Origin of the sequence: Curtobacterium sp. MCLR17_059 (assembly GCF_003234665.1) — a bacterium.
Taxonomy (GTDB): Bacteria; Actinomycetota; Actinomycetes; order Actinomycetales; family Microbacteriaceae; genus Curtobacterium; species Curtobacterium flaccumfaciens.
The window spans coordinates 69056-89929 of sequence record NZ_QKSU01000010.1 but is presented as its reverse complement, the minus strand read 5'-3'; the positions used below and the strand labels follow the sequence as shown (position 1 = coordinate 89929).

At 68.4% G+C, this 20874-nt stretch carries 22 protein-coding genes; 7 read left to right on the top strand and 15 right to left on the bottom strand.

The genetic code is table 11. The features are described from left to right. The first annotated feature begins 57 nt into the window (after nucleotides 1-57). Together DEJ12_RS13955 and DEJ12_RS13950 are read left to right on the top strand one after the other, a co-directional pair. The gene (locus tag DEJ12_RS13955) at nucleotides 58-1116 is read left to right on the top strand and encodes an LLM class flavin-dependent oxidoreductase (protein WP_111030449.1); all 1059 of its coding nucleotides are present in this window, start codon (nucleotides 58-60) and stop codon (nucleotides 1114-1116) included. Then, a complete protein-coding gene (locus tag DEJ12_RS13950) occupies nucleotides 1113-1790 on the top strand; it encodes an NADPH-dependent F420 reductase (RefSeq protein WP_111030448.1) in 678 nt (225 codons plus the stop codon). The genes DEJ12_RS13955 and DEJ12_RS13950 overlap by 4 nt, the downstream gene beginning before the upstream one ends. A 39-nt stretch (nucleotides 1791-1829) precedes the next feature. Here the strand turns inward: DEJ12_RS13950 and DEJ12_RS13945 are convergent, their stop codons facing one another. The 11 genes from DEJ12_RS13945 to DEJ12_RS13895 form a co-directional block, all read right to left on the bottom strand. Continuing rightward, nucleotides 1830-3155 carry a replication-associated recombination protein A gene (locus DEJ12_RS13945; protein WP_111030447.1) on the bottom strand — a complete coding sequence of 442 codons (1326 nt, stop codon included), beginning with the start codon at nucleotides 3153-3155 and terminating at the stop codon, nucleotides 1830-1832. Then, entirely contained in the window at nucleotides 3148-3504 is a 357-nt protein-coding gene (locus tag DEJ12_RS13940) for an MmcQ/YjbR family DNA-binding protein (RefSeq protein WP_111030446.1), read from the bottom strand. Before DEJ12_RS13940 ends, DEJ12_RS13945 begins: the two co-directional genes overlap by 8 nt. A 112-nt stretch (nucleotides 3505-3616) precedes the next feature. After that, nucleotides 3617-4093, bottom strand: coding sequence for a MarR family winged helix-turn-helix transcriptional regulator (locus DEJ12_RS13935; RefSeq protein ID WP_111030445.1), 477 nt, complete (start codon nucleotides 4091-4093; stop codon nucleotides 3617-3619). A 70-nt stretch (nucleotides 4094-4163) separates the two neighbouring features. Continuing rightward, on the bottom strand, nucleotides 4164-4580 hold the full coding sequence (locus tag DEJ12_RS13930) for a hypothetical protein (protein ID WP_111030444.1): 417 nt from the start codon (nucleotides 4578-4580) through the stop codon (nucleotides 4164-4166). 37 nt (nucleotides 4581-4617) lie between these two features. Beyond that, complete coding sequence (locus DEJ12_RS13925; protein ID WP_220034780.1) at nucleotides 4618-5457, bottom strand: NADP-dependent oxidoreductase; 840 nt, start codon at nucleotides 5455-5457, stop codon at nucleotides 4618-4620. A gap of 90 nt (nucleotides 5458-5547) precedes the next feature. Continuing rightward, nucleotides 5548-6423, bottom strand: coding sequence for an NmrA/HSCARG family protein (locus tag DEJ12_RS13920; RefSeq protein WP_111030442.1), 876 nt, complete (start codon nucleotides 6421-6423; stop codon nucleotides 5548-5550). 362 nt (nucleotides 6424-6785) lie between these two features. Then, entirely contained in the window at nucleotides 6786-7361 is a 576-nt protein-coding gene (locus tag DEJ12_RS13915; protein ID WP_111030441.1) for a DUF6338 family protein, read from the bottom strand. A gap of 46 nt (nucleotides 7362-7407) precedes the next feature. Continuing rightward, nucleotides 7408-11253 carry a TIM-barrel domain-containing protein gene (locus tag DEJ12_RS13910; protein WP_220034781.1) on the bottom strand — a complete coding sequence of 1282 codons (3846 nt, stop codon included), beginning with the start codon at nucleotides 11251-11253 and terminating at the stop codon, nucleotides 7408-7410. Between the two features lie 329 nt (nucleotides 11254-11582). Then, nucleotides 11583-13400, bottom strand: coding sequence for a histidine-type phosphatase (locus DEJ12_RS13905; RefSeq protein WP_111030440.1), 1818 nt, complete (start codon nucleotides 13398-13400; stop codon nucleotides 11583-11585). A 396-nt stretch (nucleotides 13401-13796) separates the two neighbouring features. Next, entirely contained in the window at nucleotides 13797-14780 is a 984-nt protein-coding gene (locus DEJ12_RS13900; protein ID WP_111030439.1) for a zinc-binding alcohol dehydrogenase family protein, read from the bottom strand. Then, on the bottom strand, nucleotides 14777-15271 hold the full coding sequence (locus DEJ12_RS13895; protein WP_111030438.1) for a MarR family transcriptional regulator: 495 nt from the start codon (nucleotides 15269-15271) through the stop codon (nucleotides 14777-14779). Before DEJ12_RS13895 ends, DEJ12_RS13900 begins: the two co-directional genes overlap by 4 nt. Nucleotides 15272-15315: 44 nt before the next feature. Between DEJ12_RS13895 and DEJ12_RS13890 the strand changes: the two genes are divergently transcribed. Both DEJ12_RS13890 and DEJ12_RS13880 read left to right on the top strand, forming a co-directional pair. Continuing rightward, on the top strand, nucleotides 15316-15738 hold the full coding sequence (locus DEJ12_RS13890; protein ID WP_110864774.1) for an ester cyclase: 423 nt from the start codon (nucleotides 15316-15318) through the stop codon (nucleotides 15736-15738). Between the two features lie 715 nt (nucleotides 15739-16453). Continuing rightward, nucleotides 16454-16645, top strand: a complete 192-nt coding sequence (locus DEJ12_RS13880; protein ID WP_111030436.1) for a hypothetical protein — start codon at nucleotides 16454-16456, stop codon at nucleotides 16643-16645. A gap of 8 nt (nucleotides 16646-16653) precedes the next feature. Here the strand turns inward: DEJ12_RS13880 and DEJ12_RS13875 are convergent, their stop codons facing one another. Further along, on the bottom strand, nucleotides 16654-16869 hold the full coding sequence (locus DEJ12_RS13875; protein WP_111030435.1) for a hypothetical protein: 216 nt from the start codon (nucleotides 16867-16869) through the stop codon (nucleotides 16654-16656). Between the two features lie 87 nt (nucleotides 16870-16956). On the opposite strand from DEJ12_RS13875, the gene DEJ12_RS13870 reads away from it, so the two are divergent. Together DEJ12_RS13870 and DEJ12_RS13865 are read left to right on the top strand one after the other, a co-directional pair. After that, a complete protein-coding gene (locus DEJ12_RS13870; RefSeq protein ID WP_111030434.1) occupies nucleotides 16957-17301 on the top strand; it encodes a DUF2750 domain-containing protein in 345 nt (114 codons plus the stop codon). A 408-nt stretch (nucleotides 17302-17709) separates the two neighbouring features. Next, nucleotides 17710-17916: a hypothetical protein gene (locus DEJ12_RS13865; RefSeq protein ID WP_111030433.1), complete on the top strand. Its 207-nt coding sequence runs from the start codon at nucleotides 17710-17712 to the stop codon at nucleotides 17914-17916. 114 nt (nucleotides 17917-18030) lie between these two features. Here DEJ12_RS13865 and DEJ12_RS13860 read toward each other — a convergent pair whose 3' ends face one another. From DEJ12_RS13860 to DEJ12_RS13850, 3 genes are read right to left on the bottom strand one after another with little or no spacing between them, the layout of a single operon-like run. Beyond that, nucleotides 18031-18627 carry a TlpA disulfide reductase family protein gene (locus DEJ12_RS13860; RefSeq protein WP_111030432.1) on the bottom strand — a complete coding sequence of 199 codons (597 nt, stop codon included), beginning with the start codon at nucleotides 18625-18627 and terminating at the stop codon, nucleotides 18031-18033. Between the two features lie 52 nt (nucleotides 18628-18679). After that, nucleotides 18680-19018, bottom strand: coding sequence for an ASCH domain-containing protein (locus DEJ12_RS13855; RefSeq protein ID WP_111030431.1), 339 nt, complete (start codon nucleotides 19016-19018; stop codon nucleotides 18680-18682). 55 nt (nucleotides 19019-19073) lie between these two features. Beyond that, entirely contained in the window at nucleotides 19074-20264 is a 1191-nt protein-coding gene (locus DEJ12_RS13850) for an FAD-dependent monooxygenase (RefSeq protein ID WP_111030430.1), read from the bottom strand. Nucleotides 20265-20319: 55 nt separating this feature from the next. Here DEJ12_RS13850 and DEJ12_RS13845 point away from each other — a divergent pair, with 55 nt between their 5' ends. Continuing rightward, a complete protein-coding gene (locus DEJ12_RS13845) occupies nucleotides 20320-20802 on the top strand; it encodes a MarR family winged helix-turn-helix transcriptional regulator (protein WP_111030429.1) in 483 nt (160 codons plus the stop codon). Nucleotides 20803-20874: the final 72 nt, after the last annotated feature.

Here is a 20874-nt window from a genome sequence, read left to right as displayed (position 1 = left end):
GCGGCAGATTATTGACGCGTCAACCACATGGTTGACGTGTCAATGAGATGAGGAATCATGATCGACGTCGACTTCGGCCTCGACACCTTCGGGGATGTCCCCTCCGACGAGACCGGTGCGCCGGTCAGCCACGCCCGCTCCATCCGGCAGCTCGTCGATGAGGCCGTCATGGCCGACGAGCTCGGCGTGGACGTGTTCACGGTGGGTGAGCACCACCGAGCCGAGTACTCGGTCTCGTCACCCGAGACAGTGCTCGCCGGGCTCGCGACGGCGACCCGTCGCATCCGCCTCGGTTCCGGGGTCACCGTGCTCAGCTCCGACGACCCTGTGCGCGTGTTCCAGCGATTCGCGACCGTCGACGCCCTCTCGGGTGGGCGAGCCGAGGTGATTCTCGGGCGTGGCTCGTTCACCGAGTCGTTCCCCCTCTTCGGATACGACATGGCCGACTACGAGGTCCTCTTCGAGGAGAAGATCGAACTGTTCGCGCGCTTGCTGACCGAGAGACCGGTCACCTGGTCCGGGACGACCCGGGCGCCGCTGACCGATGCGGATGTCTTCCCGAAGACCGAGCAAGGCCTCTCGACTTGGGTCGGCGTCGGCGGGTCGCCGCAGTCCGTCGTGCGGACGGCGAAGTACGGCTTCCCGCTCATGCTGGCCATCATCGGAGGGCAGCCGCAGCGATTCGCCCCGTACCTCGATCTCTACCGCCGTGCCGCCGAGGAGTTCGGCACGACGGCTCACCCCATCGGCATGCACTCGCCCGGGTTCGTCGCCGACACCGACGAGGAGGCGCTCGAGGCCTGGTACTCGCACTTCAAGGTCGTCCGCGACCGCATCGGCGCTCTGCGCGGCTGGCCGCCGGTGACACGGAGCGAATTCGACCGCGAAGTGGCGTCCGGGTCGATGTACGTCGGCTCGGCCGAGACGGTCGCCCAGAAGATGGCCCGGACCATCCACGCCATGGGTGTCGGCCGTTTCGACATGATCTACACCTCCGGCACGCAGTCGATCACGGACCGCCTCCGATCGGTCGAGCTCTACGGCACCACGGTCATCCCCCGGGTCCGGGAGCTCCTGGCCGAGATGCCGGCCCGCCCAGCGGTCGTGACCGCGTGACGACCTCGACCATCGCGATCCTCGGCGCCGGCAAGCTCGGCACCGTCCTGGCCCGGTTGGCCCTGGCGGCGGGGCACCGGGTTCTCGTCGCGGGATCCGGTGACCCCGAGAGCATCCGCCTGATCCTCGCCGTCGTCTCTCCCGGCGCGGAGCCTGCTCGCGCAGTGGACGCCGTGGACGCGGCCGACGTCGTCATCCTCGCGCTGCCGCTCGGACGGCTGGGCACCGTCCCTGCCACCGCACTGCGCGGAAAGGTCGTGATCGACGCCATGAACTACTGGTGGGAGGTCGACGGCACCCGCGACGATCTCGGCGACCTCCGCACCTCGACCAGCGAGCTCGTGCAGCGTCGCCTTCCTCAGTCGGTCGTCGTCAAGGCCTTCAACCACATGGGATACCACGACCTCGATGAAGGCCCCAGGCCCTTGGGCGCTGCGGATCGCAGAGCGATCGCGGTCGCAGGAGACGATCCGCACGCCGTCGCCACGGTCTCGGCGCTCGTCGACGCGTGGGGTTTCGACCCCGTCCCGGCCGGTTCGCTGCACGACAGCATCGAACTCGAACCCCACGCCGAGACCTTCGGCGCGAACGTCTCCGCTGGCGAGCTGGAAGAGATGCTGGAACGGTTGCCAAGCACCCTCCGAGGGCTCGAGGTGACCCTCGCCCGGTCATGACGCCGAGCGCGCCTGCTGTGTCCGGTGCTGGTCCGGAGGCTAGTCCGAGGCGGCAGCCCGGTCGGGGGCCTCAGGCTTCTCGGCGCGCAGCTGAGCCCAGTGACGCAGGCGCTCGGTGATGGCCCGCTCGTAGCCTCCCGTGGTCGGCTCGTAGAACGTCTCTCGGGGCATGTCGTCGGGGAAGTAGTCGGCTCCCGAGAAGCCCGTCTCGGTGTCGGGGTCGTATTGGTAGCCCTGGCCGTAGCCGAGATCCTTCATCAGTCGGGTGGGGGCGTTGAGGATGTGCGCCGGCGGCATCAGCGAGCCCGTACGTCGGGCTGCGGCGCGGGCTCGGGCGAAGCCGCGATAGACGCCGATCGACTTGGGTGCGGTCGCGAGGTAGAGCACCGCTTGAGCGATCGCGAGTTCCCCCTCGGGGGAGCCCAGCCGTTCATAGACGTCCCATGCGGACAGGGCCTGCTGCACGGCCCCGGGGTCGGCCATGCCGATGTCCTCGGTGGCGAACCGGGTGATACGCCGGGCGATGAACTGCGGGTCCTCTCCGCCCTCGAGCATCCTGGCCAACCAGTAGAGGGCCGCGTCCGGGTCCGAGCCTCGCATGGACTTGTGGAGCGCGGAGATGAGGTTGTAGTGGCCCTCCTGCGACTTGTCGTAGAGGGGGGCTCGTCTCTGAACGGCCGCGGCGAGAGCTGCGGGATCGACAGGCGCGGGAAGTGCTTCGATCTGCTCGATCATGTTCAGCAGATAACGACCGTCGCCGTCGGCCATCGCGACCAGGGCCTGACGGGCGTCCGCGTCGAGGGGCAGGGGTCGTCCCAGTACGGTCTCGGCTCGGCTGATCAAGGTGTCGAGCGCTGTCGCGTCGAGACGTTCGAGGACGAACACCTGACAGCGTGAGAGGAGCGCGCCGTTGAGCTCGAAGCTGGGGTTCTCGGTCGTGGCGCCGACGAGAACGATCGTGCCGTCCTCGACGTAAGGCAGAAAGGAGTCCTGCTGCGCCCGGTTGAAGCGGTGGATCTCGTCGACGAACAACAGCGTCCCCTGACCGAGCTCCCGACGACGCTGCGCCGCCTGGAAAACCTTCCGCAGGTCGGCGACACCGGAGAACGTCGCCGAGAGCGGCTCGAAGGCGAGGTTCGTCTGCTCCGCGAGGAGGCGCGCGATGGTCGTCTTGCCGCACCCGGGCGGTCCCCACAGGATCATAGATATGAGCCGCCTGGTGCTGACCATCCGCCCGATGGGGGCGTCAGGGGCGAGGAGGTGCTCCTGACCGACCACATCGCCCAACGCGGGAGGTCGCAGGCGGTCCGCGAGAGGCCGGGAGGTGTCGTCGACCTCGAACAGGGAAGGAGGCTGCTCACCCACCGGCTACATCCTCCAGGCGTCCGCCGGCGAGTTCGTAGGATCCGAGGACGAGGTCCTCGATGAGTGTCTTCGTCACGCCGGTTCCCGCACCGACGGAGATCCAATGCTGCTTGTCGAGATACCGACCAGGTGCGATGGAGGCGTGGTCGCGGCGAAGCGCATCACCTCGATGGGGATCGACCTTCACGGTGATGATCTGAAAGTCCGGGTCATCCTCGGTGACGATGAGGAACACCTTCTTGTCCACCTTCCACACCTCGAGATGCGGAGTGAACGGGTGGCCTCGACTGACACCTGCCAGTGCCCCTGCCGTGTCGCGTGCTGCTCGCTGCAGACCTTCTCCCTGCATGCGTCCTCCCGGTCCTTCTCGATGGGGCATGTGCGCGCACCATCGCACGTTCTGCCACGGCCCCACCGGTGTGAGGTGAAAGCTCGGTGTGGCACGTCGGCGCCCGCGCCGCTCATGAGGCCCGCTCGGCCGTCGTCTCCGTCAGCGTCACAGCCACGCGAGCCAAAAGGTCACGGAGCTGAGCCTGCTCATCGGAAGATAACCCGGCCGAAGTGTGCTCCTCGAGGGTCGCCCAGGCCGCTGTCACGGCGTCTTCCAGTTCCCGTCCGGCTTTCGTCGGTGATACGAGGACGACACGGCGGTCAGTCGATGACCGTTCCCGCTCGACGAAGCCGCCGCGCTCGAGTCGCGCGAGCATCTTGGCCATCGTCGGCGGCTCGATGAGCAGCAGACGGGTCAGATCGGCCTGAGTCCGAGGGGATTCTTTCCACAGCAGCATGAGGACGAACTCCTGCCCCGCGGCGAGACCGAGCTCTTCCAGGAGCGACCCGGCGAGCTTCCGGTGCGCTTTGGCCACGGTGGGGATCAGCGAGCTGATCGGCCCGACCGTGTGTCGGGTCAGACCGATCTCCTCGTGGGGCGACGACATGCGGCTACCTGTCCTTCTCGCTGCTCGGAACGCTGCGCGCCAGTCTCCCACCTGGCGCAGACACCGACGATCAGCGAGTGATCCACCGCTGGATGGCGTCGTAGGCGTTCTGGGGGCTGGTGTTGAAACTGATGCGGATGCCGGGCTGGAGGTCGATGAGGACGTTCACGACGCGTTCGAGCAGGACGGTGTTCTCCGGCAGCATGCGAACACCGCCGCCGATGAGGGCCACTCCGTAGGGCTGCTCCGCGAAACGAGTTCGGAGCTGGGTCTCTGTCTCGTCGGGATCTCTGCTGATGCCGCAGAGGGCACCCTCGACCCCTTGTTCCTTGATGGCGGCCCAGCCGCGTTCGATCTGCTCGGAGAGCTGCTCGACGGTCATGTTCAGCGGGGCGAGTTCTTCGGTCGTCATGGCCTCAGCCGCGAACCCGATGAACAGGGTCTGGTTGTTGATGGGTGCTGCAACGGATGAGTTCCTGTGCGACATGGTGCTTCTCCTTCGGTGGGGGTCGGTTGACGACCGGTCAGGGGATGACGACGATCTTTCCGCGGGTGTGGCCGGCTTCGGAGGTCCGGTGAGCAATCGCCGCGTCGGCGAGTTCGAAGCGCCGATCGATGTGCAAACCGAACGAGGGAAGCGCTGCGGCTTCGGCGAGAGCGTCGCGGGGATCCGTGGTGCGGCCATCACCCGTGGAGACGCGTGCGCCGAGCTGGGGCGCGGTGAAGTCGGAGATGGAGATGACCTTGGCAGGGTCGCCGACCAGGGCGATGAGCTCGCCGATGACTCCCTTGCCTGACAAGTCGAGTGCCCCGTCGACACCATCGGGTGCCACGGCCCTGACCCGGTCGACGAGGCCCGAGCCGTAGGTCACAGCCACCGCCCCGAGCTCCTGCAGGTAGGCCTGGTTGTGCTCGCTGGCAGTGCCGATGACCCGGAGCCCCCGGGCTGCGGCCAGCTGGATGAGGGCCGATCCGACACCGCCTGAGGCACCGCTGAGGAGGATCGTCCCGTCGTCGGTTCCCAGCTCGGACAGGAGGCGGTGAGCGGTCTCGACTGCGACACCCCAGCCGCTGGCCTCAACGGGGTCGACTCCGGCAGGAACCTTCGCCCACGCGTTCAGGACCGCCTGTTCGGCGAGCGTGTTCCGCCCGATGCCGAAGACGACGTCGCCCGGCGCGACGTCATCGACGTCGGTGCCGACCTCGAGGACCGTGCCGGCCGCGTCGAATCCCGTGCCGCTCGGGGCCGTGAGCGGTGCCCCGCCTGACATCATGCCTGCACGGAGTTTCGCGTCGAGTTGGTTGATTCCCGCCCCGGCGACCTGAATCAGGATCTCACCTGCGGACGGGCTCGGGGTCTCCACATCGACGACGTCGAGGACGTCGGCGGGACCGTAGGTTGTGAACTGGACGGCTCTCATGCGGTGCTCCTGGTCTTGATGTGTCGGATGCGGTCACGCGGCGGGGATGTAGTCGACGGCGTGGAGCCACTGGCGGAAGCTCCACGTTCCGGGGGCGATGCGTCGGACCTGCTTGAGGTCGGCCTGGTAAGCGGGCGTCTCGGCGAACCAGCGGAACATGGCCTGCATGTCGTCATTGCCGTCCATGACCGTCAGGGGCAGCGCCTCGTACCGGGCGGGCATGCCTGTGTGCTCTGCGAACGCGGCCGCGATCTCGCTGCCCGTCAGGGCGTCCCCTGCGATCTCGAGCGATGCGGGCACCGCGGCCGGGTCGAGCAAGGCGGTGGCAGCGATGACGCCGATGTCGCGGGTGGCGATGAGCTGAAGGGGGACTGCGTCGGGGAAGGGCAGACGCAGGACCAAGGTCCCGTCCTCCACAGTGGGTGCGAAGCCGAAGAAGTTATCGGTGAAGAACACGGGCCGCAGGATCGTCGTGTTCAGGCCGAGTGAGTCCAGGTGCTCCTCAACAAGGTGCTTCGAGTCGAAATGCGGCACGCCGGATCCGCGCTCGGCGCCTCCGACGGAGTTGAACACGACTCGGCCCACACGGGCCGCGGCGGCCGCGTCAGCGAGGGCGATGCCTTGTGCGGTCTCGCCATCCAGGTCAGCGTTCTGCATACCGCCGGGAGGGGTGGTCATGAACCAGAATGCGTCCACGCCCTGCAGGGCCGCGGTCAGAGTCGCGGGGGAGCCGATGTCGATCTGCACGAGCTCGACACCGCGCGCAGCCAGCGCAGTGGCTTTCTCCGATGCAGTATTGCGCAGGAGCGCACGCACTCTCGCGCCGCGCTCGAGGAGAGCGTCGGTGACCGCGCCTCCCTGTGCTCCGGTTGCTGCGAAAACTGCCACGGTGGCGGTCGTCTGTGTCATGGTGGGGCTCCTCTGATTGACTGTCTACGCAATCATGAGCCGGCTAACTACTTTTGGGAAGAGAGTTCCCGAGTCTCGGGTGAACTCACAGGATTGGATGATCCGCTGACGGCCGAGGTCCGCCGCGTCCATCCATCGACCACTGACCATGAAAGGCCCGCCCGGGGGCTGACACGAGTGTCGAAGACAGGTCGCTTCATCGGGATCGGCCCGACTGGTCTTTCTGGACGAGTTAAGGTCAGCAGCTACTGGCGGCGAAGCACCCAAGCACAACTAACGCCCCCCGGACGACGGACGGAACGAGCGGGCCAGCGCAATGCGCTGGCCCGCTCGGCGGCGCCGGTCGTTCAGGCGGGAGGCCGCTACGAGCCCTGCGCGGCTTCGTTGGCATCGCTACCGTCGGCGGGGATCTCGATCTGCACGAAGGCAGCGTGCAGCTGCTCGATCTCATCTGCCTCGACGACGACGTAATCGGCGCCTTCGATCGGGACGGCTGCATCGCTGCCCTCGGGCCGGTAGCGCGGTTGGGTCAACACGATTGCCCGGTGTGGGTGAGGGTCCGGGTCGTTGTCGAACTCGTACAGTGCGCCGCTGACCCATGCTCCCGACTTCAATACCAGGGCCACCTCGACCAGCGCGTCCTCGGGTGCGTCGTTGAAGAGCCGTGCCCACGCGGAGGTGTTCCGAGGGATGGCGGAGTTCCAGATGCGGCTGAGGCCGTGCACGTCGGCCCACTGGGAGCCGAGGAAGTAGCCGAGCAATGTCGCGATCACGGCTGTGCCAACAGCGATGAAGATCGAGGGTGCGACGTTGTCCTGCGCCCAGCTGAGGTCACCGCTGACGACCTCGTGGAGGCGGGCCCGCAGGTCGCTCCACCAGATGGAGGCGGCTGCGATGACGAGCGCGACGACTGCGTCGCAGATAGCGCTGATGAACACCAGCCAGTCCGTTATCCGCCCGTGACGGGTGACCGCTCAGGCGGGCTCAGGCACGCGCGCGGCGTCGCCGACTGCGCAGCGTCCACACGAGTCCACCGGCCGCGAGCAGTGCCGCCGCCAACAGCCCGAGGGGGAGCATGTTCGCGCCCGTCCAGGCCAGTGCGCCGCCCGGGTCGCTGCCCGCATCAGCGCCACCGTTGCCCGGCGCTGCCGCGCCCGGCGCACCGGATCCGTTGTCATCCGGCGTCGGAGCGCCGCTGCCCGGCGTGCCCGCACTCGGCGACGTGGTCGGCGTCGGAGCAGCCGCAGCCACCACGGTGAAGGCGGCCCGAGCCAGGGCCACACCGTCGACCGATGCGGTGACGGTCACCCGACCGGACGCGGTGCCGGGCACCCGCAGGTCGGTCGAGAACGCACCACTCGCGTCGGTGTGCGCGGTGGCACCACCGATGCGTGGCGCGGTCGCCAGCGCCACGTCGGTGTCAGCCGGGAACCCGGCGCCGGTCACGGTCTGCGGGTCGCCCGCGTGCACCCGAGGCGACTCGACCCGCAGGACCGGGGTCGCCGCCGCCTTGCTGCTGAAGGCGACGACCGTTCGCTTCGTCACGGACCGTTCGTCGACCGGCACGCTGATGGTGCGGGTGTCGGAGTCGTAGGTCCAGGCGGTGTCCGCGATCACCCGGGCGTCGATGGTGACGGTGCGGGGGCGGTCCGCGTTCGTGAACGTCGCCGTCCACGAGCGGTCCTGCACCTGGCCGGCGAAGGAGCCGTCGGCGGGGGCGATGGCGAGCGAGCCGCCGGTCGCCTGCTGCGTGTAGCGGACGGCGGTGGAGGCGCTGCCCGCCGTGGCCTTCGCGGACGCTGTGGCCGTGGTCATCGCGCTCGACTTCGCGGCGCCGTCAGCGGCGCTGTCCTCGCCGGCATCTTCGTGCAGGTCGAACGAGCCGTTCGCGCCGGTCGCCACCGTCAGGGTGACGGCGTCGAGCGGTGCGGCGTCGTTCTTGACCTGCTCCGTCCGGGTGGGGACGATGCCGCCGCTCTTCACGAACACGGGCATGCTGTTCAGGTCGGTCGTCACGTCGGCGGTGGTGCCTCCGGCGTACGTCTTGCCGGTGAACCAGTCCGTCCACGAGCTGCCGGCCGGGAACCAGACGGAGCGGGTCGCCTTGCCGGAGTCGTCGTTCGCGGTGGTGACCGGGGCGACGAGGACGTCCGGGCCGTACAGGTACTCCGAGCCGGCCTGGGCGTAGGACTCCTGCGCTTCGGGGTGCTGCAGGTAGAGCGGCTGCAGGATCGGCGTGCCCGTCTCGGTCGCCTGGGCGGCGAGCGTGTAGGTCAGGGGGACCAGGGCCTCGCGGAGGTTCAGGAACCGCTTCGCCGACGCCTCAGCAGCGGCCGGGTACTGCCACGGCAGTCGGTCGCTGTGGTTGCTGTGCAGGCGGTCGATCGGCTGGAAGGCGCCGAGCTGCACCCAGCGGGCGTAGAGGTCCTCGGGCAGCTGGGTCGTGCCCTCCTCGGCGCCCTCGATGCCGTACTGCGCACCGTTGTGGCCACCGATGTCGTGGCTGACCGAGGCCAGACCGGTCGCGGCGGACTCACCGGGGGTGTAGCCGACCTCGGCGAGCAGCATGTCCCACGACGACGTGGTGTCGCCGGTGAAGTGCACGGTCGTGCGCTTGTCCGCCCACGGGCCGGTCGGGACCGGCTGCGGGTTGCCGTAGCCACCGGCCGTCAGCGAGCCGTACGCCCGCGAGAACGCGAGCCCCCGGCCGCCGAGTGCCTGGTCCGTGTACTCCGCGTACTGCTGGTTGATGAACGCGTCGGGGGTGACGCCGTTCGCGGAGTACTTCGAGTTCTCGCTGCAGCACCAGTCGAGCCACCACATGTCGACGCCCTTCGGCTGCAGCGAGGTGTGCAGGTCGAAGTAGGCCTTGAGCTGGTCGGGGTCGGACCAGTCGAACAGGTACCGGTCGCCGTCGCCCTTGGTGAGCTTGCCCTTCGCGGTGGCCTGGGCCTTCGCGAACTGCGGGTCCTGGCTCGAGATCGACGGGTGGATGTTGAGGGTGTTGTGGATGCCCTCGGCGTGCCAGTCGGCCAGCAGGCCGGTCATGTCCGGGATCCGGGACGGGTCGACCGACCAGCCGTTCCACTTGCTGTCGCCCTGGTTGGTGGGGCTGCCGATCTTGTAGTCGGTGTCGATCGCCATGACGTCGACGGGGACGCCTTCGTCCTCGAACTGCTTCGCGATGGCCAGGTAGTCGGCCTGCGAGCGGTCGTAGTACTCGGAGTACCAGACGCCGTACGCCCAGCGGGGGAGCAGCTTCGTCGGACCGGTCAGGACGGCGAGCTCCTCGAGCGCGTGGCGGTAGTCCGAGCCGTACCCGAAGACGTAGCCGTCCTGGTAGCGCTCGCCGCCGTGGTCGCCGGCGGGGGTGACGGCGTCGGTCGCCTCGTCGTACAGCGCCGAGGCGCTGTCGTCGAGGAGCGACCAGCCGTCCTGGTAGAGCAGACCCGGGTTCGTCTTCACCGATCCGTTGGCGGTGTCGAGGTCGCGGCGGTACCCGCCGAGCGGTGCATGTGCGGCGAGGACCGGCGACGCGGTGTCGACCACGGCGACGGTGTCGAAGTTCACGTTGCAGTTGTTCGCCACGGTCGGGCACCCGATCACGACGTCGTTCGTGCCGGCGGCCAGGTGCACCGGCACGGTGGCGGTGTTCCAGTAGTCCCAGCCGCTCGTCTTCGGGAGCGGTGCAGTGGTCGACTGCTGACCGGTCGGGGCCGCGGTGAGTGTCGGCGCCCCGGCGGAGCCATTGGCGTAGCGGACCTGCAGGGCGTAGTCGCCCGCGGCCGGCACCCCGGTGACGTGGGTCGTCAGCTGCGCCCCGGCACGCTCGAACCCGGCGACGAAGCCGTCCCCGGCGAAGCCGTTGTGGTTCGTGGCGGTCGTCGCCGGAGCGGTGCGTGCCGAGTCCTCGGCCTGGCACACGGTGCCGAACGCGCAGTCCTCGCCGGTGACCGTGGTGGACGGTGCCGGGTAGGCGTCGCCGGTGCTGACCAGGGCCAGGCTGTCGACGTTCACCCGGCCGGAGTCGTCCGCGGTGCGTTCGATGCGCACGCGGTGCTCGCCCGCCGTCAGGTCGAGGGTCGTGGCGGCGGTGGTCTTCCAGTCGTCCCAGTTCGCGCCGGGTGCGAGCCGGATCGTCTTCGCGGCACCGCCGTCGACGGTCACGCTGAGGGTGCGGGTGGCGACCTGGCCGTCGCCGCCCTGCGAGTTCGCGTAGCGCAGGGCGAGGTCGTACGAGCCGGCACGTGCCGCTGTGGTCGTGAAGGTCATCGCGTTGCCGACGGACTCGAAGCCCGCGGCGAACCCGGCTCCGGTGAAGCCCGCGTGGTCCGTCGCGAGGGACAGGCCGGTGAGTCCGAGCGCCTCGGCCTCGCAGAGCGACCCGATCGTGCACGAGGGGGTCGGCGTCGACACCCACGGCGTGCCGGTGACCCGCTGCCCGGACGCCGTGGTCACGGTGGTCTGCAGGGTGTCCTGCGTGAAGGCCCCCGAGCCCTCCTTGTACCGGACGGTCATCGCGCCCGTGTCGAGGGTCAGCCAGCCGTCCCGCTCGGTCTTCGTGAACGTCGTCGGTGCGAAGTCGTCGCGGCCGATGACGTTGAAGGTGCTGCCGTCGGTGAACTGCGAGTCACCCGCGTACTCGGTGCGGATCAGGGTGGGGGAGAGCACCTCGAACCGGGCCTGGCCCGAGACGACGGTGCGATCAGCGGCCGGGTCCGCGGCGGCCGGGATCGCGGCGATCCCGAGCATGCCGAGGGCGGTCGCAGCGACGATGCCCGACGACAGCGCACGGCGCAGCCCTCGGGATCGGAAGGAGATGGGGCGCAAGTGGGTGCTCCTCGTGGACGTCGTCGTCCATCGGGCCGTGCAACGGCCGTGCCTGCGGGCCGTCCCTGCGGCGGCCCGTTTACAACGCTGTAAACCATACGACCCGGAGGGCTCCCGAGGAAGGGGCAGCTGGGCGTCGGCTCGTTTCGCGGCTTCCGCCGCAATGGTGAGCGGCGTGGTCGCGTCGTCCGTGGCCCTGGACTCGAGACGCTGACGGACTGGAGGCACGGTGCCAGCTGGCACCGTGCCTCCAGTCCGGCCGTCACCCCGCTGGGGCGGGGCGCCGGGACAGGCTGGTCATCTCGAGAAGCCGCGGATCCGCGTCGGTGTCACTCGGTGGGTCGCAGGCGACGCCGGCGACGCAGCACCAGCGTCCCGGCGCCGGCCAGGAGGAGCAGTGTCGCGAGCAACGCCGGTCCGACAGGTGACTCCGCTCCGGTCGCGGCCAGCGAGCCCGTCGCCGGCGCCGTCGCCGGGGTCGTCGGTGCGCCGGCGCCCTGCGCCGCTGGTGTCACGGTCGGCGTCGGCGTGGGCTCCGCGGTGGGCGTCGCGGTCGGTCCTGGCACGGCCGCAGCGATCAGCGGGCTCTCGGTCATCGCCGCGCCGGTCAGGCAGTGCTTGAGCTCGGTCTCCTTGACCCAGTGCGACCCTGCGGCGACCGCACGGCAGCCGGAGGCGAACGCGATCTCCCGCTCGTTGTAGAGCATGCGCACGAGCGGCGTGTAGGTCGCTCCGGTAGCGGGGTCGATGCCCGCTCGCGACACGACGTCCCACTGCACGTTCGCAGCCATCGGCGTCACCTGGGATCCTCGCCACGGGTTGGTGGCGTCGTCGTAGACGTCGGCGTCCGAGGTCGGAGCAGCGTTGTCGGGCGCGGCGACGGTGGAGCCCGGCAGACGCAACAGCGCCGCGAACGGGATGATCGTCTCGGCGTGCGCGAAGCGGAAGGTCGCGACCACGTCACCGCCGGCGACGCGGGCGTCGATCGTGGCGAAGAAGTCGTCGAGCAGGGGCTCGGCGATCGAGTAGGTCTCGTCGTGCCCGGCGAGGCTCGGGCCCTTCTCGTAGAAGTCCTCGGCATCGAGCAGGTACGCGAACCACTCGGCATCCGCCGGCCGGCCAGCGAAGTACTGCGCGAAGTCGAACGCGTGCGGAGCGACGTTCTCCTCTTGCATGTCGGCCGCGATGATGTACAGGTTGTACAGCGACATCGCCGCATCGACGGTGCTCTTGATCGACTTCTTCGGATCGCCGCAGGCATCGGGATCGGCCTTGGTGTCGGCACCGGGCGCGCACGCCACCGCGCCGCCCTTCGAGCCGTCGGCGGTGTTGTACCAGGTGTGTGCCTTGTCCGTGCCGATCGCGGCGATGAACCCGGGCGTGAAGATGCCGGAGAGCAGGTCGTTCGCCGCTTCGACGGATCGCGGCTTCGCCTCGATGTACTGCAGGGCTGCGGCGATCGTGCCGCCGTCACCGGTCTGTTGGGCGACGTAGTCCTCGTACGCCTGGGCGCGCTGGCGCTCGGGCGACCCTTCGGCCTTCTCGGTGCCGTCCGGGTTCTCGACCTCGTGGAAGTAGAGCAGGTCAGGGCGCGGCTCGAGCTTGACACCCGTGGCCCCGAAGCCCCGCAAGAAGTTCTCGCCCGACTCCGTCGCGCGAGACTCACCCGAGGTCTCGGCGACGACACGCCCGCCCGTCTTCGCCGCAGCTGCGAACAGCTGCTCGTTGCGCTGCGCGGCTCGTGCTCCGATGCCCTGGTGCTGGGTGGCGCCCTGACCGGTGAGCATGCCGTAGCCGTTCGCGACGTTCGCCGCGGTGATGGCATCGAGGTTCGCGGAGAACTCCTTCCCGATCTCCGGCGTCAGGAACCCGTTCTCGGCCTGCGCGGTCGCGGCGAGACGGTGCAGCAGTGCGTCGTACTTGTAGGCGGAGAGTCCCCGCGATCCGTGTCGGGCGACCGACTCCGTGGCGACGGGGGCGTAGCCCGTCGGCGCCGGCGAGTAGGCGTCGATGTCCGGCTGGCTGGGGGCGATGTACGGCTGCTTACTGCTGTAGGAGCTGGCCTCGTCGGCGTGCGCCGGTGTCGCGAACACCAGCGAGGCGAGGGCGGCGACGGCAACGCAGGACAGTGCGGTGCGGGTGTTCATGGGTCCTCCGGTATCGGGACCCTCGGGCGGCGGTCCGACAAGCAGAGGTAGCGGCAGCGGGTGAACAGCCCTTGACCTGGGGGTGACCGGACGGTGCTGCCGGGCACGGCGGCGCGCGTGGGACGCCACGACAGAGGCGCAGGCCCTGGACGCGTGCCACTGACGGACTGGAGGCCCGATGCCAGCTGGTACCGGGCCTCCTGTCCGTCAGTTGCGGGCCACCAAGACCTGCCTAGCTGTGCCCGGATCGTCGGGTCAGCTTCGAGCTGACGACGCCGTACAGCAGCCAGGCGACGACAACGACGAGTGCGACCGCCTGACTTGCACTGGCTGGCGCCCTTGTCGAGGACGAACGGGTTCCACCCCGAGAGCGGGGTTCCGGAGAGCCCGTACCCATCATCGGATGGTGACGACGAGCTTGCCTGACCGGGTCCCGTCCTCCATGTCGCGGTGGGCCTGCACGATCTCCTCGAGCGGATACACCTTCGCGATCGGGACCTGCACGGTGCCGGCTGCGACGGTGTCGAGGAACGTCTGCAGCACCGATGCCGGCAGGTCGCTCGCTTCGCCGGAGTACGCGGTGAGGCGCACCCCGTTGGGGATCACCGCCATCGGGTAGAAGTCGGGGATGGTCCAGACGTCGGAGAGCATCCCGCTGAACGACACGGTGCCGTGGACGGCTGTCGCCCGGAGCGTGTCGGGCAGCGTGTCGGTGCCGATCAACTCGACCGCTCCGTTGACGCCGTCCGGCACGATTCGACGGACCGCGTCGGCGATCCGGCCCGAGTCCACCACGACGTGGTCCGCACCAGTGGCGTGCAGTCGCTCGGTGCGGTCCGGGTTGCGCGTGGTGGCGATGACGGTCATGCCCTGCTGCTTCGCCAGCACGATGCACGCCAGGCCGATCGACGACGTGCCACCGCGGATCAGGATCGTGTCGCCCCGGCGGGCACCGACGCCCACGGTGAGCGACCCGTGTGCGGTCTGCAGCATCTCGGGGACGGCGCCGAGCACGGACCAGTCGAGGCCGCTCCGGAACGGCACGACGCTGCTGGCCGGAACGACGGTGTACTCGGCGTAGCCCCCGTCGAAGTCGCGACCCATCCCGCCCATCAGCCCGGCTACTTGGGTACCGGCGGGGAACTCTCCACCTGGGGCTGCCTCCACGGTCCCGACGGCTTCGATCCCGGGCACCCGTGGGAAGGTCCCGAAATGGCCCATGCCGCGGCGGAAGTGCAGCTCGGACCGGTTGAGCCCGAACGCTTCTACACGGATCAGCACCTGGCCCGGGCCTGGGATCGGGATCGGCAGCTCACGGAGGTGCAAGACGTCGGGGCCACCGGGTGCGTCGATCACGACGGCCCGCATGGTGGCCGTCATCGCCTTGCCTCCAACGTCGACTGCAGGCGCTCGAGTGCCGCGATGCCGTCTGCGATCGCCGCGGCATCGGCGTCCGAGAGCACGGCGTCCAGCGCTTGGTCGAACCGCTCGTCCGCGAGGGCGAAGGCGTCTCTCCCCTGGGGTGAGAGCACACTGCGGACGCTGCGCCGATCGTCCGGGTCCGTCGAACGCTCGAGGAAGCCATCGGCGGCGAGCCGGTCCAGCAAGCGACTGGCTGCAGCGATCGACGTCCCGACGCCGGTCGCGACGTCCTGCACCCGGGCGCCCGATGGGGCTGCCTGGACGATCCGCAACACTTCCAGTCGGGCCAGGCTCAGCACACCCTCGTCCCGCATCCGCTTCTCGACCGCGTTCCACACGTCGGTCTCGTGCCGCACCAGCGCGGCGAAGTACTCGTGCAGACGCGCCGCTCGCCCGGTCCGGTCATCCGCGGCGTCGATTCCAGGGAGGGGGGCGAGGTCCGTGCTCATGCTTCGACTCTACGGCATCTACTTGCTATGTAAAGTAGTTGCCCATGACCACAGACACACGCCTCTCGTTCCTGCGATTCGTCGACTTCATCAACAGCGCCGACCCGTCCATCGGTGAGACGGTCATCGCACCGGAGGCGGCGTTCTTGACGCCGTTCTCGCCCGAGCCGCTGCGCGGGCTGCCGGGGTACCTGCAAATCCTGACGATCATGCGGGGCGCGTTCTCCGACATCCAGTGGAGCATCGACCGGATCGTCGTCGAGGGCGACACGGTCGCAGCACGTTTCGAACTCCGCGGCACGCACGACGGCGAGTTCCTCGGTGTCCCCGCTACGGGGAGGACGGTGGTCGCGAACGCGAGCAACTTCTACCGTTTCGACGAGGGACTGATCGTCGACGAGGTCGGTCAGCCGGACGTGCTCAGCATCCTCGGGCAGATCGGGGCGCTCCCGCCGGCACTCGGCTGAACGGTCACCGTTGAACGCCCTCGAGAGCCCACCCGTTGTCGCAGATGCGCATCGGGGGAGTGAGTGACCTGGAACCGTGGATGCTGCTCGGGTTCGGCGAGGACGTGCCCTGATCGCTACGGTGATGCGCGCGCAGCCTCGGGCGGCAGCGGCGTCCGTTGGCAAGGTGCATGGATGCAGACCGAGGACGCTTGGCAGATCGCAACCCATTTCCGTCACCGACGCTGTTCGCGGGGGAGTTCGCCGAGTTCTCCAGTCGAGACTGCACCGCGGTCGAGTGTTCGGGCGTGACCCGCGGTCGTCGTCGAGGAGGTCCGGAGCGCAGCCGGTGACGGACTGGGTGTGGCCGCCACATCCCGGCACGGACGTCACTTCGCCAGCGCGCGCGGATCGCGGAGAGTCGAGAGTTAGATGGGCGCATGTTCTCTCGCGTTCCGCCTCGTGTGTTCGGCCTTGCGTTCGGCCTCGGGGCTCTGGTCGCGGGGCTCGTGATGGCGCTCCTCGGTGCGGGCGTCCAGTACGTCGGACTCGTAGCGGGAGGGCTGGTCATCGCAGCGATGGGATTGCTGGCTGCGATCGTCGGCGCGATCGGCTTCGCACTCCACGGGTCCGCCCGATCCGAGCGGGACCGGTCGAAGCGAACCTGAGTCGCTGGCAGGCTCGTTCGGCGGTCGATCGTTGTGCGAGACCATCCGCTCGCCGTTACGTTGAGCTGGTGAAGCCGCCGAAGTATCCGCGCCCGTTTGCGTGGTTCATGGTGATCGCAGCCAGTCTTCTGCTCGCGCTCGGACTGCTGAACATCATCATCAACACCACCCGCCCCGGGTCGTGGCTTCTGTTGATGGTGCTCATGCCGTGGCCGCTGTATGCGGGCTTGAAAAGCTTGCGGGACGGCGAAGACCGCTAGCGGATCGGCTACCGGGAGCTCTGCTTGTCGCTTCGTCGTCGCCACTCCCCGCCGGCATAGGCGAGCGTGTACAGCCCCACGATGGTGAGTGGTGAGATAGCCAGGAAGACCAACATCGAGTCGACGAGGACCAACAGCGACGCGGCGACGCCGAGAAGAACGACACCAACGAGGACCAGCGTCCACAGCGGCAGGCGTCGGCCCAGCCACTCGCGAGTCATCATGATGCTCAAGCTACCCGCGGAACCACCCGACCGACGTCCCCATGGGCGATCGGCTACCGGTACGAGGGTCTGCGCTAGTTTTGTTGTGTGACTGTCAGTGCTGCACAGGCGTCGTCGTTCTTTCGTGAGATCGGCAGCAACGGTCCGGTGTGGACGGTCGAAGACAACAACGGTGTGCCGGCACCGAAGGCAGCCGATGGCCGCCGGGCAATGCCGTTCTGGTCTCGGCGGTCGCGCGCGGAGCGCGTCATCGCACAGGTTCCGGCCTACAAGGGCTTTCGACCCCTGGAGATTTCGCGGGTTGACTTCGAGAGCCGATGGCTTCCGGGAATCGAGAAGGACGGACTGAACGCAGGCCTGAACTGGTCGGGACCTCGTGCGACGGGCTACGACCTGACGCCAGAAGAGCTCCGAGCCCGGTTGACCGCCTAGCGATCCCGTACGCGGCGTTCCTCCGGCCCTCAGCGCCTGAGGAACTCGGCGACGAACGTCCCAGTTGCGATGACGCCTCCGAGAACAAAACCACAGCCGACGAATCGTGTGAGCTCCGGAGTCAACTGCCCTCCCCAGAACTCCCCTTGCACTTTCCGCGCGAAGCGGGAGATTGGCCTCGGGAAGAGTACGAGAACACAGCCCCATGTGACGCCGACCACTGCCAGCCCAACCAAGAACATGCCCACTTCGCTGAGCGTAGCGCGGTCGCGCAGCGCAAGCGATGGAAGCAGTACCGCAAGCCGATCGGCTAACGGGAAGTTTCCACCGGCCTCGTCACTGAACGAATGCCGTTGACCGCGAGGCGAATTGATACCGATCCACGACGGTGACGATAGATTCGCACTCATGACTCCTCGACGCGTCGTACTCGCGACACTGGGCGCGCTGGTCATCGTCATCGGCTTCGTGTTGATGGCCCACTCCGACGGCACGCTCGACCTTCTGGTCGCGTTTCTCGTCATCTTCACCGGGTTCGCTGTAGTCCTGTTCACGACGGCTCGACCGGGCCAAGCGGCTCTCGCCCGCTACTGGGAAAAGTTCGAGAACAAGTAGCCACGACGCCCGTCACTCCTGCCGGACCGTCAGGCGATACCTCCACGGGGCACCCCCCCCGTCCGCGCTCGGCGCACTGACTGGCTCGTTGTTCAGGACTCCGACGTCACGTCGTCACTTGTTGGCTTCGTCGATCAACGTCGTCAACACACTGCGATTGATCGGCCCGAGGATGCGGGCGCTCACCCGGCCCTCCTTGTCGAGAATGATGGTTGCCGGCGTCGAGTTGGGGGCGTTCGTCCCGGAGAACGCGAGTTGCACGGCCGCGTCCTGGTCAACGGCGTTGCTGTACGAGACGTCGTGCTCCTTCACGAAGGCACGCGCCGTCGCTGCCGAGTCCCGGATATCGACACCGAGGAACGACGCCTGGGCGTGCCGATCATCGCTGACGGCTTGGAGGTCCTTTGCCTCGACGCGGCAGGGTGCGCACGACGCGTACCAGAAGTTGAGGACGAGCGCCTTGCCACGGTACTGATCGGCACGGATGACCTTGCCGTCGAGGTCATGGGTCTCGAAAGTGACCCGTTCACCACGATCGTTCGCGGCGAACTCCGTGACAGCGCCGTCTCCCGAGATGTAGTTCTGCGTGCCGCCTTCGCGGTACTGCTTCGCGAGGCCGTCGCTGCCTCCCGTGCAGCCGGTGAGCGTCACCGCGACCGCGACGGCGACGCCGACCAACAGTGCAGGACCCCCGACTCGACGTTGCCTCATTGCGCCAGGGTATGCGCGCTGGCGCACACTCTGGTGTCCGTCAGCAGATGCCCTACAGAGATGGCCGAGTCATGAGTTCTGCCACTTCGACGACCGCGTCGTCCGGCGTCTCGGGGTAGTAGTTCTCGCGGAGCTGTTCCCCGAAGCTCCGCATGTCCGTCCCCGGAGGCTGATGCGCCTGTTCTGCCGTGAGGGTGTCGAGCCGGTACCGGTGCACGGCGGTGATCGCGCCGGTCAACGGTTCGGCGGTCGGGTGATCGTCGAAGACGAACGTCGCCGCGCCGACCTGTACAGACTCGTTCCACCGCACGGTGGTGACCTTGTCGCCGCGGATGATCGCTTCGTGGTGCTTCTGGTGGAAGTGGACGGTACCTGGGGCTGTGTCGGCCATGCTCCCAGCTTGCCGGACGTCGCGGAGTGAGTGCGTCCCCTGTCACGCTGAGGACTCAGCGATCGAGGAGGACCGGCAACTCGCGATCAGTCTCGGCGACCTGGGTGAGCTTCATGGCGACTGGTCGGAGCGGCCGTGACATCAACACCTTGTTGAGGAGCCCGCGGAGCGCGAGCGCCAGTCGGGACTGCGGGTACGCCAGTGCCTTGAGTCCGCGAGGGAGGTCCTGCACATCGTCGACCAGCGGGCGCATCCACGTCTCGTACGCGGTCAGCGCTGCTTCCTGGTCCTGCGTCACGTCGGCGAGCTCCGCGGCAAGGACGAACCCGGCGATGAGCGCGAGTGAGGCGCCGCCGCCACCCATCGGTGTGACGCACCATCCGGCGTCACCGGCCATCACGACGTGGCCGCGGTGCCAGGTCCGCATCCGGATCTGCTGGAGCTGGTCGATGTAGACGTCCGGGGACGTGTCGAGCGCGTCCAGGACCCGTGGCGCCTCCCACCCGACTCCGTCGTACCTGCGCCGCACCGCCGCCAGCGTCTGCTCACGAGTCAGACCGATGACGTCGTCCCCGGGAGAGTAGGCGAGGATCGCGCGGGTGGTGCCGTACGGGTCGGGTCGCAGGTGGACCTGGCGTCCGCGAACGGCGTTGTGCCACCGCCAACGGTCGTCATCGCTGTCGGTCCGCGGGATGGTCCCGAACACCATGGTGACGTCGAGGTCGCGCTGGTCGACGTCGCTCTCGGCGAAGACCATCGCACGGGTCCGGGACCGCACACCCTCGGCGATGACGAACAGGTCCGCGCTGAGGCGCTGTCCATTCGCGGTCGTCACGGTGACTCCCGCAGCGTCGTCGGCGACGTCCGACACGGTGTCCCCGTAGATGAAGGAGACGCCGGCCGGCAGGTTGTCGAGGATCGTCCGAGCGAGGTCGCCGCGCAGGATCTCGAGTTCCGCGGTCGCACCGCCGGCCCCGTCGGAGGGCAGTTCGGCGGTGACGGCCCCTCGCCCGTCGACGAGCACGGTGCCCGTCTCGGTGGTGTTCCGTGCCTTCACGGCGTCGAACAAGCCCATCTTGCGAAGCACGTCGCGCGCGACGCCTCGAACATCGACGTTCTGTCCGCCGTCACGGAACGCAGCGGCGCGTTCGATGACGGTCACGTCCCATCCGGTCCGGCGGAGCCAGTATGCGGTCGACAGGCCAGCGATACTGGCTCCTGAGATGACAGCGGTGCGGTTTGCCATGGTGTTCCTCCGTTTTGAGCTTTACAATAAAGATACTACACAGTAAAGGAATTCGATGGACGACGTGTTCGAGGCGGAGTGGGATGCACCCCAGGTCGAGGTGATGGAAGCGCTCCAGACCTGGGCGGTGGCGTTCGCGGAGCTCAACCAGCTGATGTCCTCCTGGCTCGACCTGCCGACCACAGATGCGAACGCCCTCGGACAGGTGCTCTGGGCCGACTCGTCCGGGGACCCGCTGTCGCCCGCACGGCTCGGGCAGCGGATCGGTATGACCTCCGGCTCCGTGACGGTGCTGCTGAACCGCTTGGAAGCGGCCGGTCTGCTCGCACGCAGCCGTGAGCACACCGACCGGCGCCGGGTGACGCTCCGTCCGACACCGGCGGCACGGGAACGTGCGCGGGCGTTCACGGAGAGGTCGACCGCCGAGATTGCTGCCGCCCTGCAACAGGTGCCTGCAGCGGAGCTCGAGCACCACGCCGCGTTCATCCGCCGCATGGTCGGTGCCGCGACGGACGCCGCGGACCGGCTCCGCAGGTAGCGGCCGTCGATTGCGGGGAGCCGCGTGGTTCGGTTCGATGCGCTCTCTTGCGACCATGATCGGGTGGAGCGT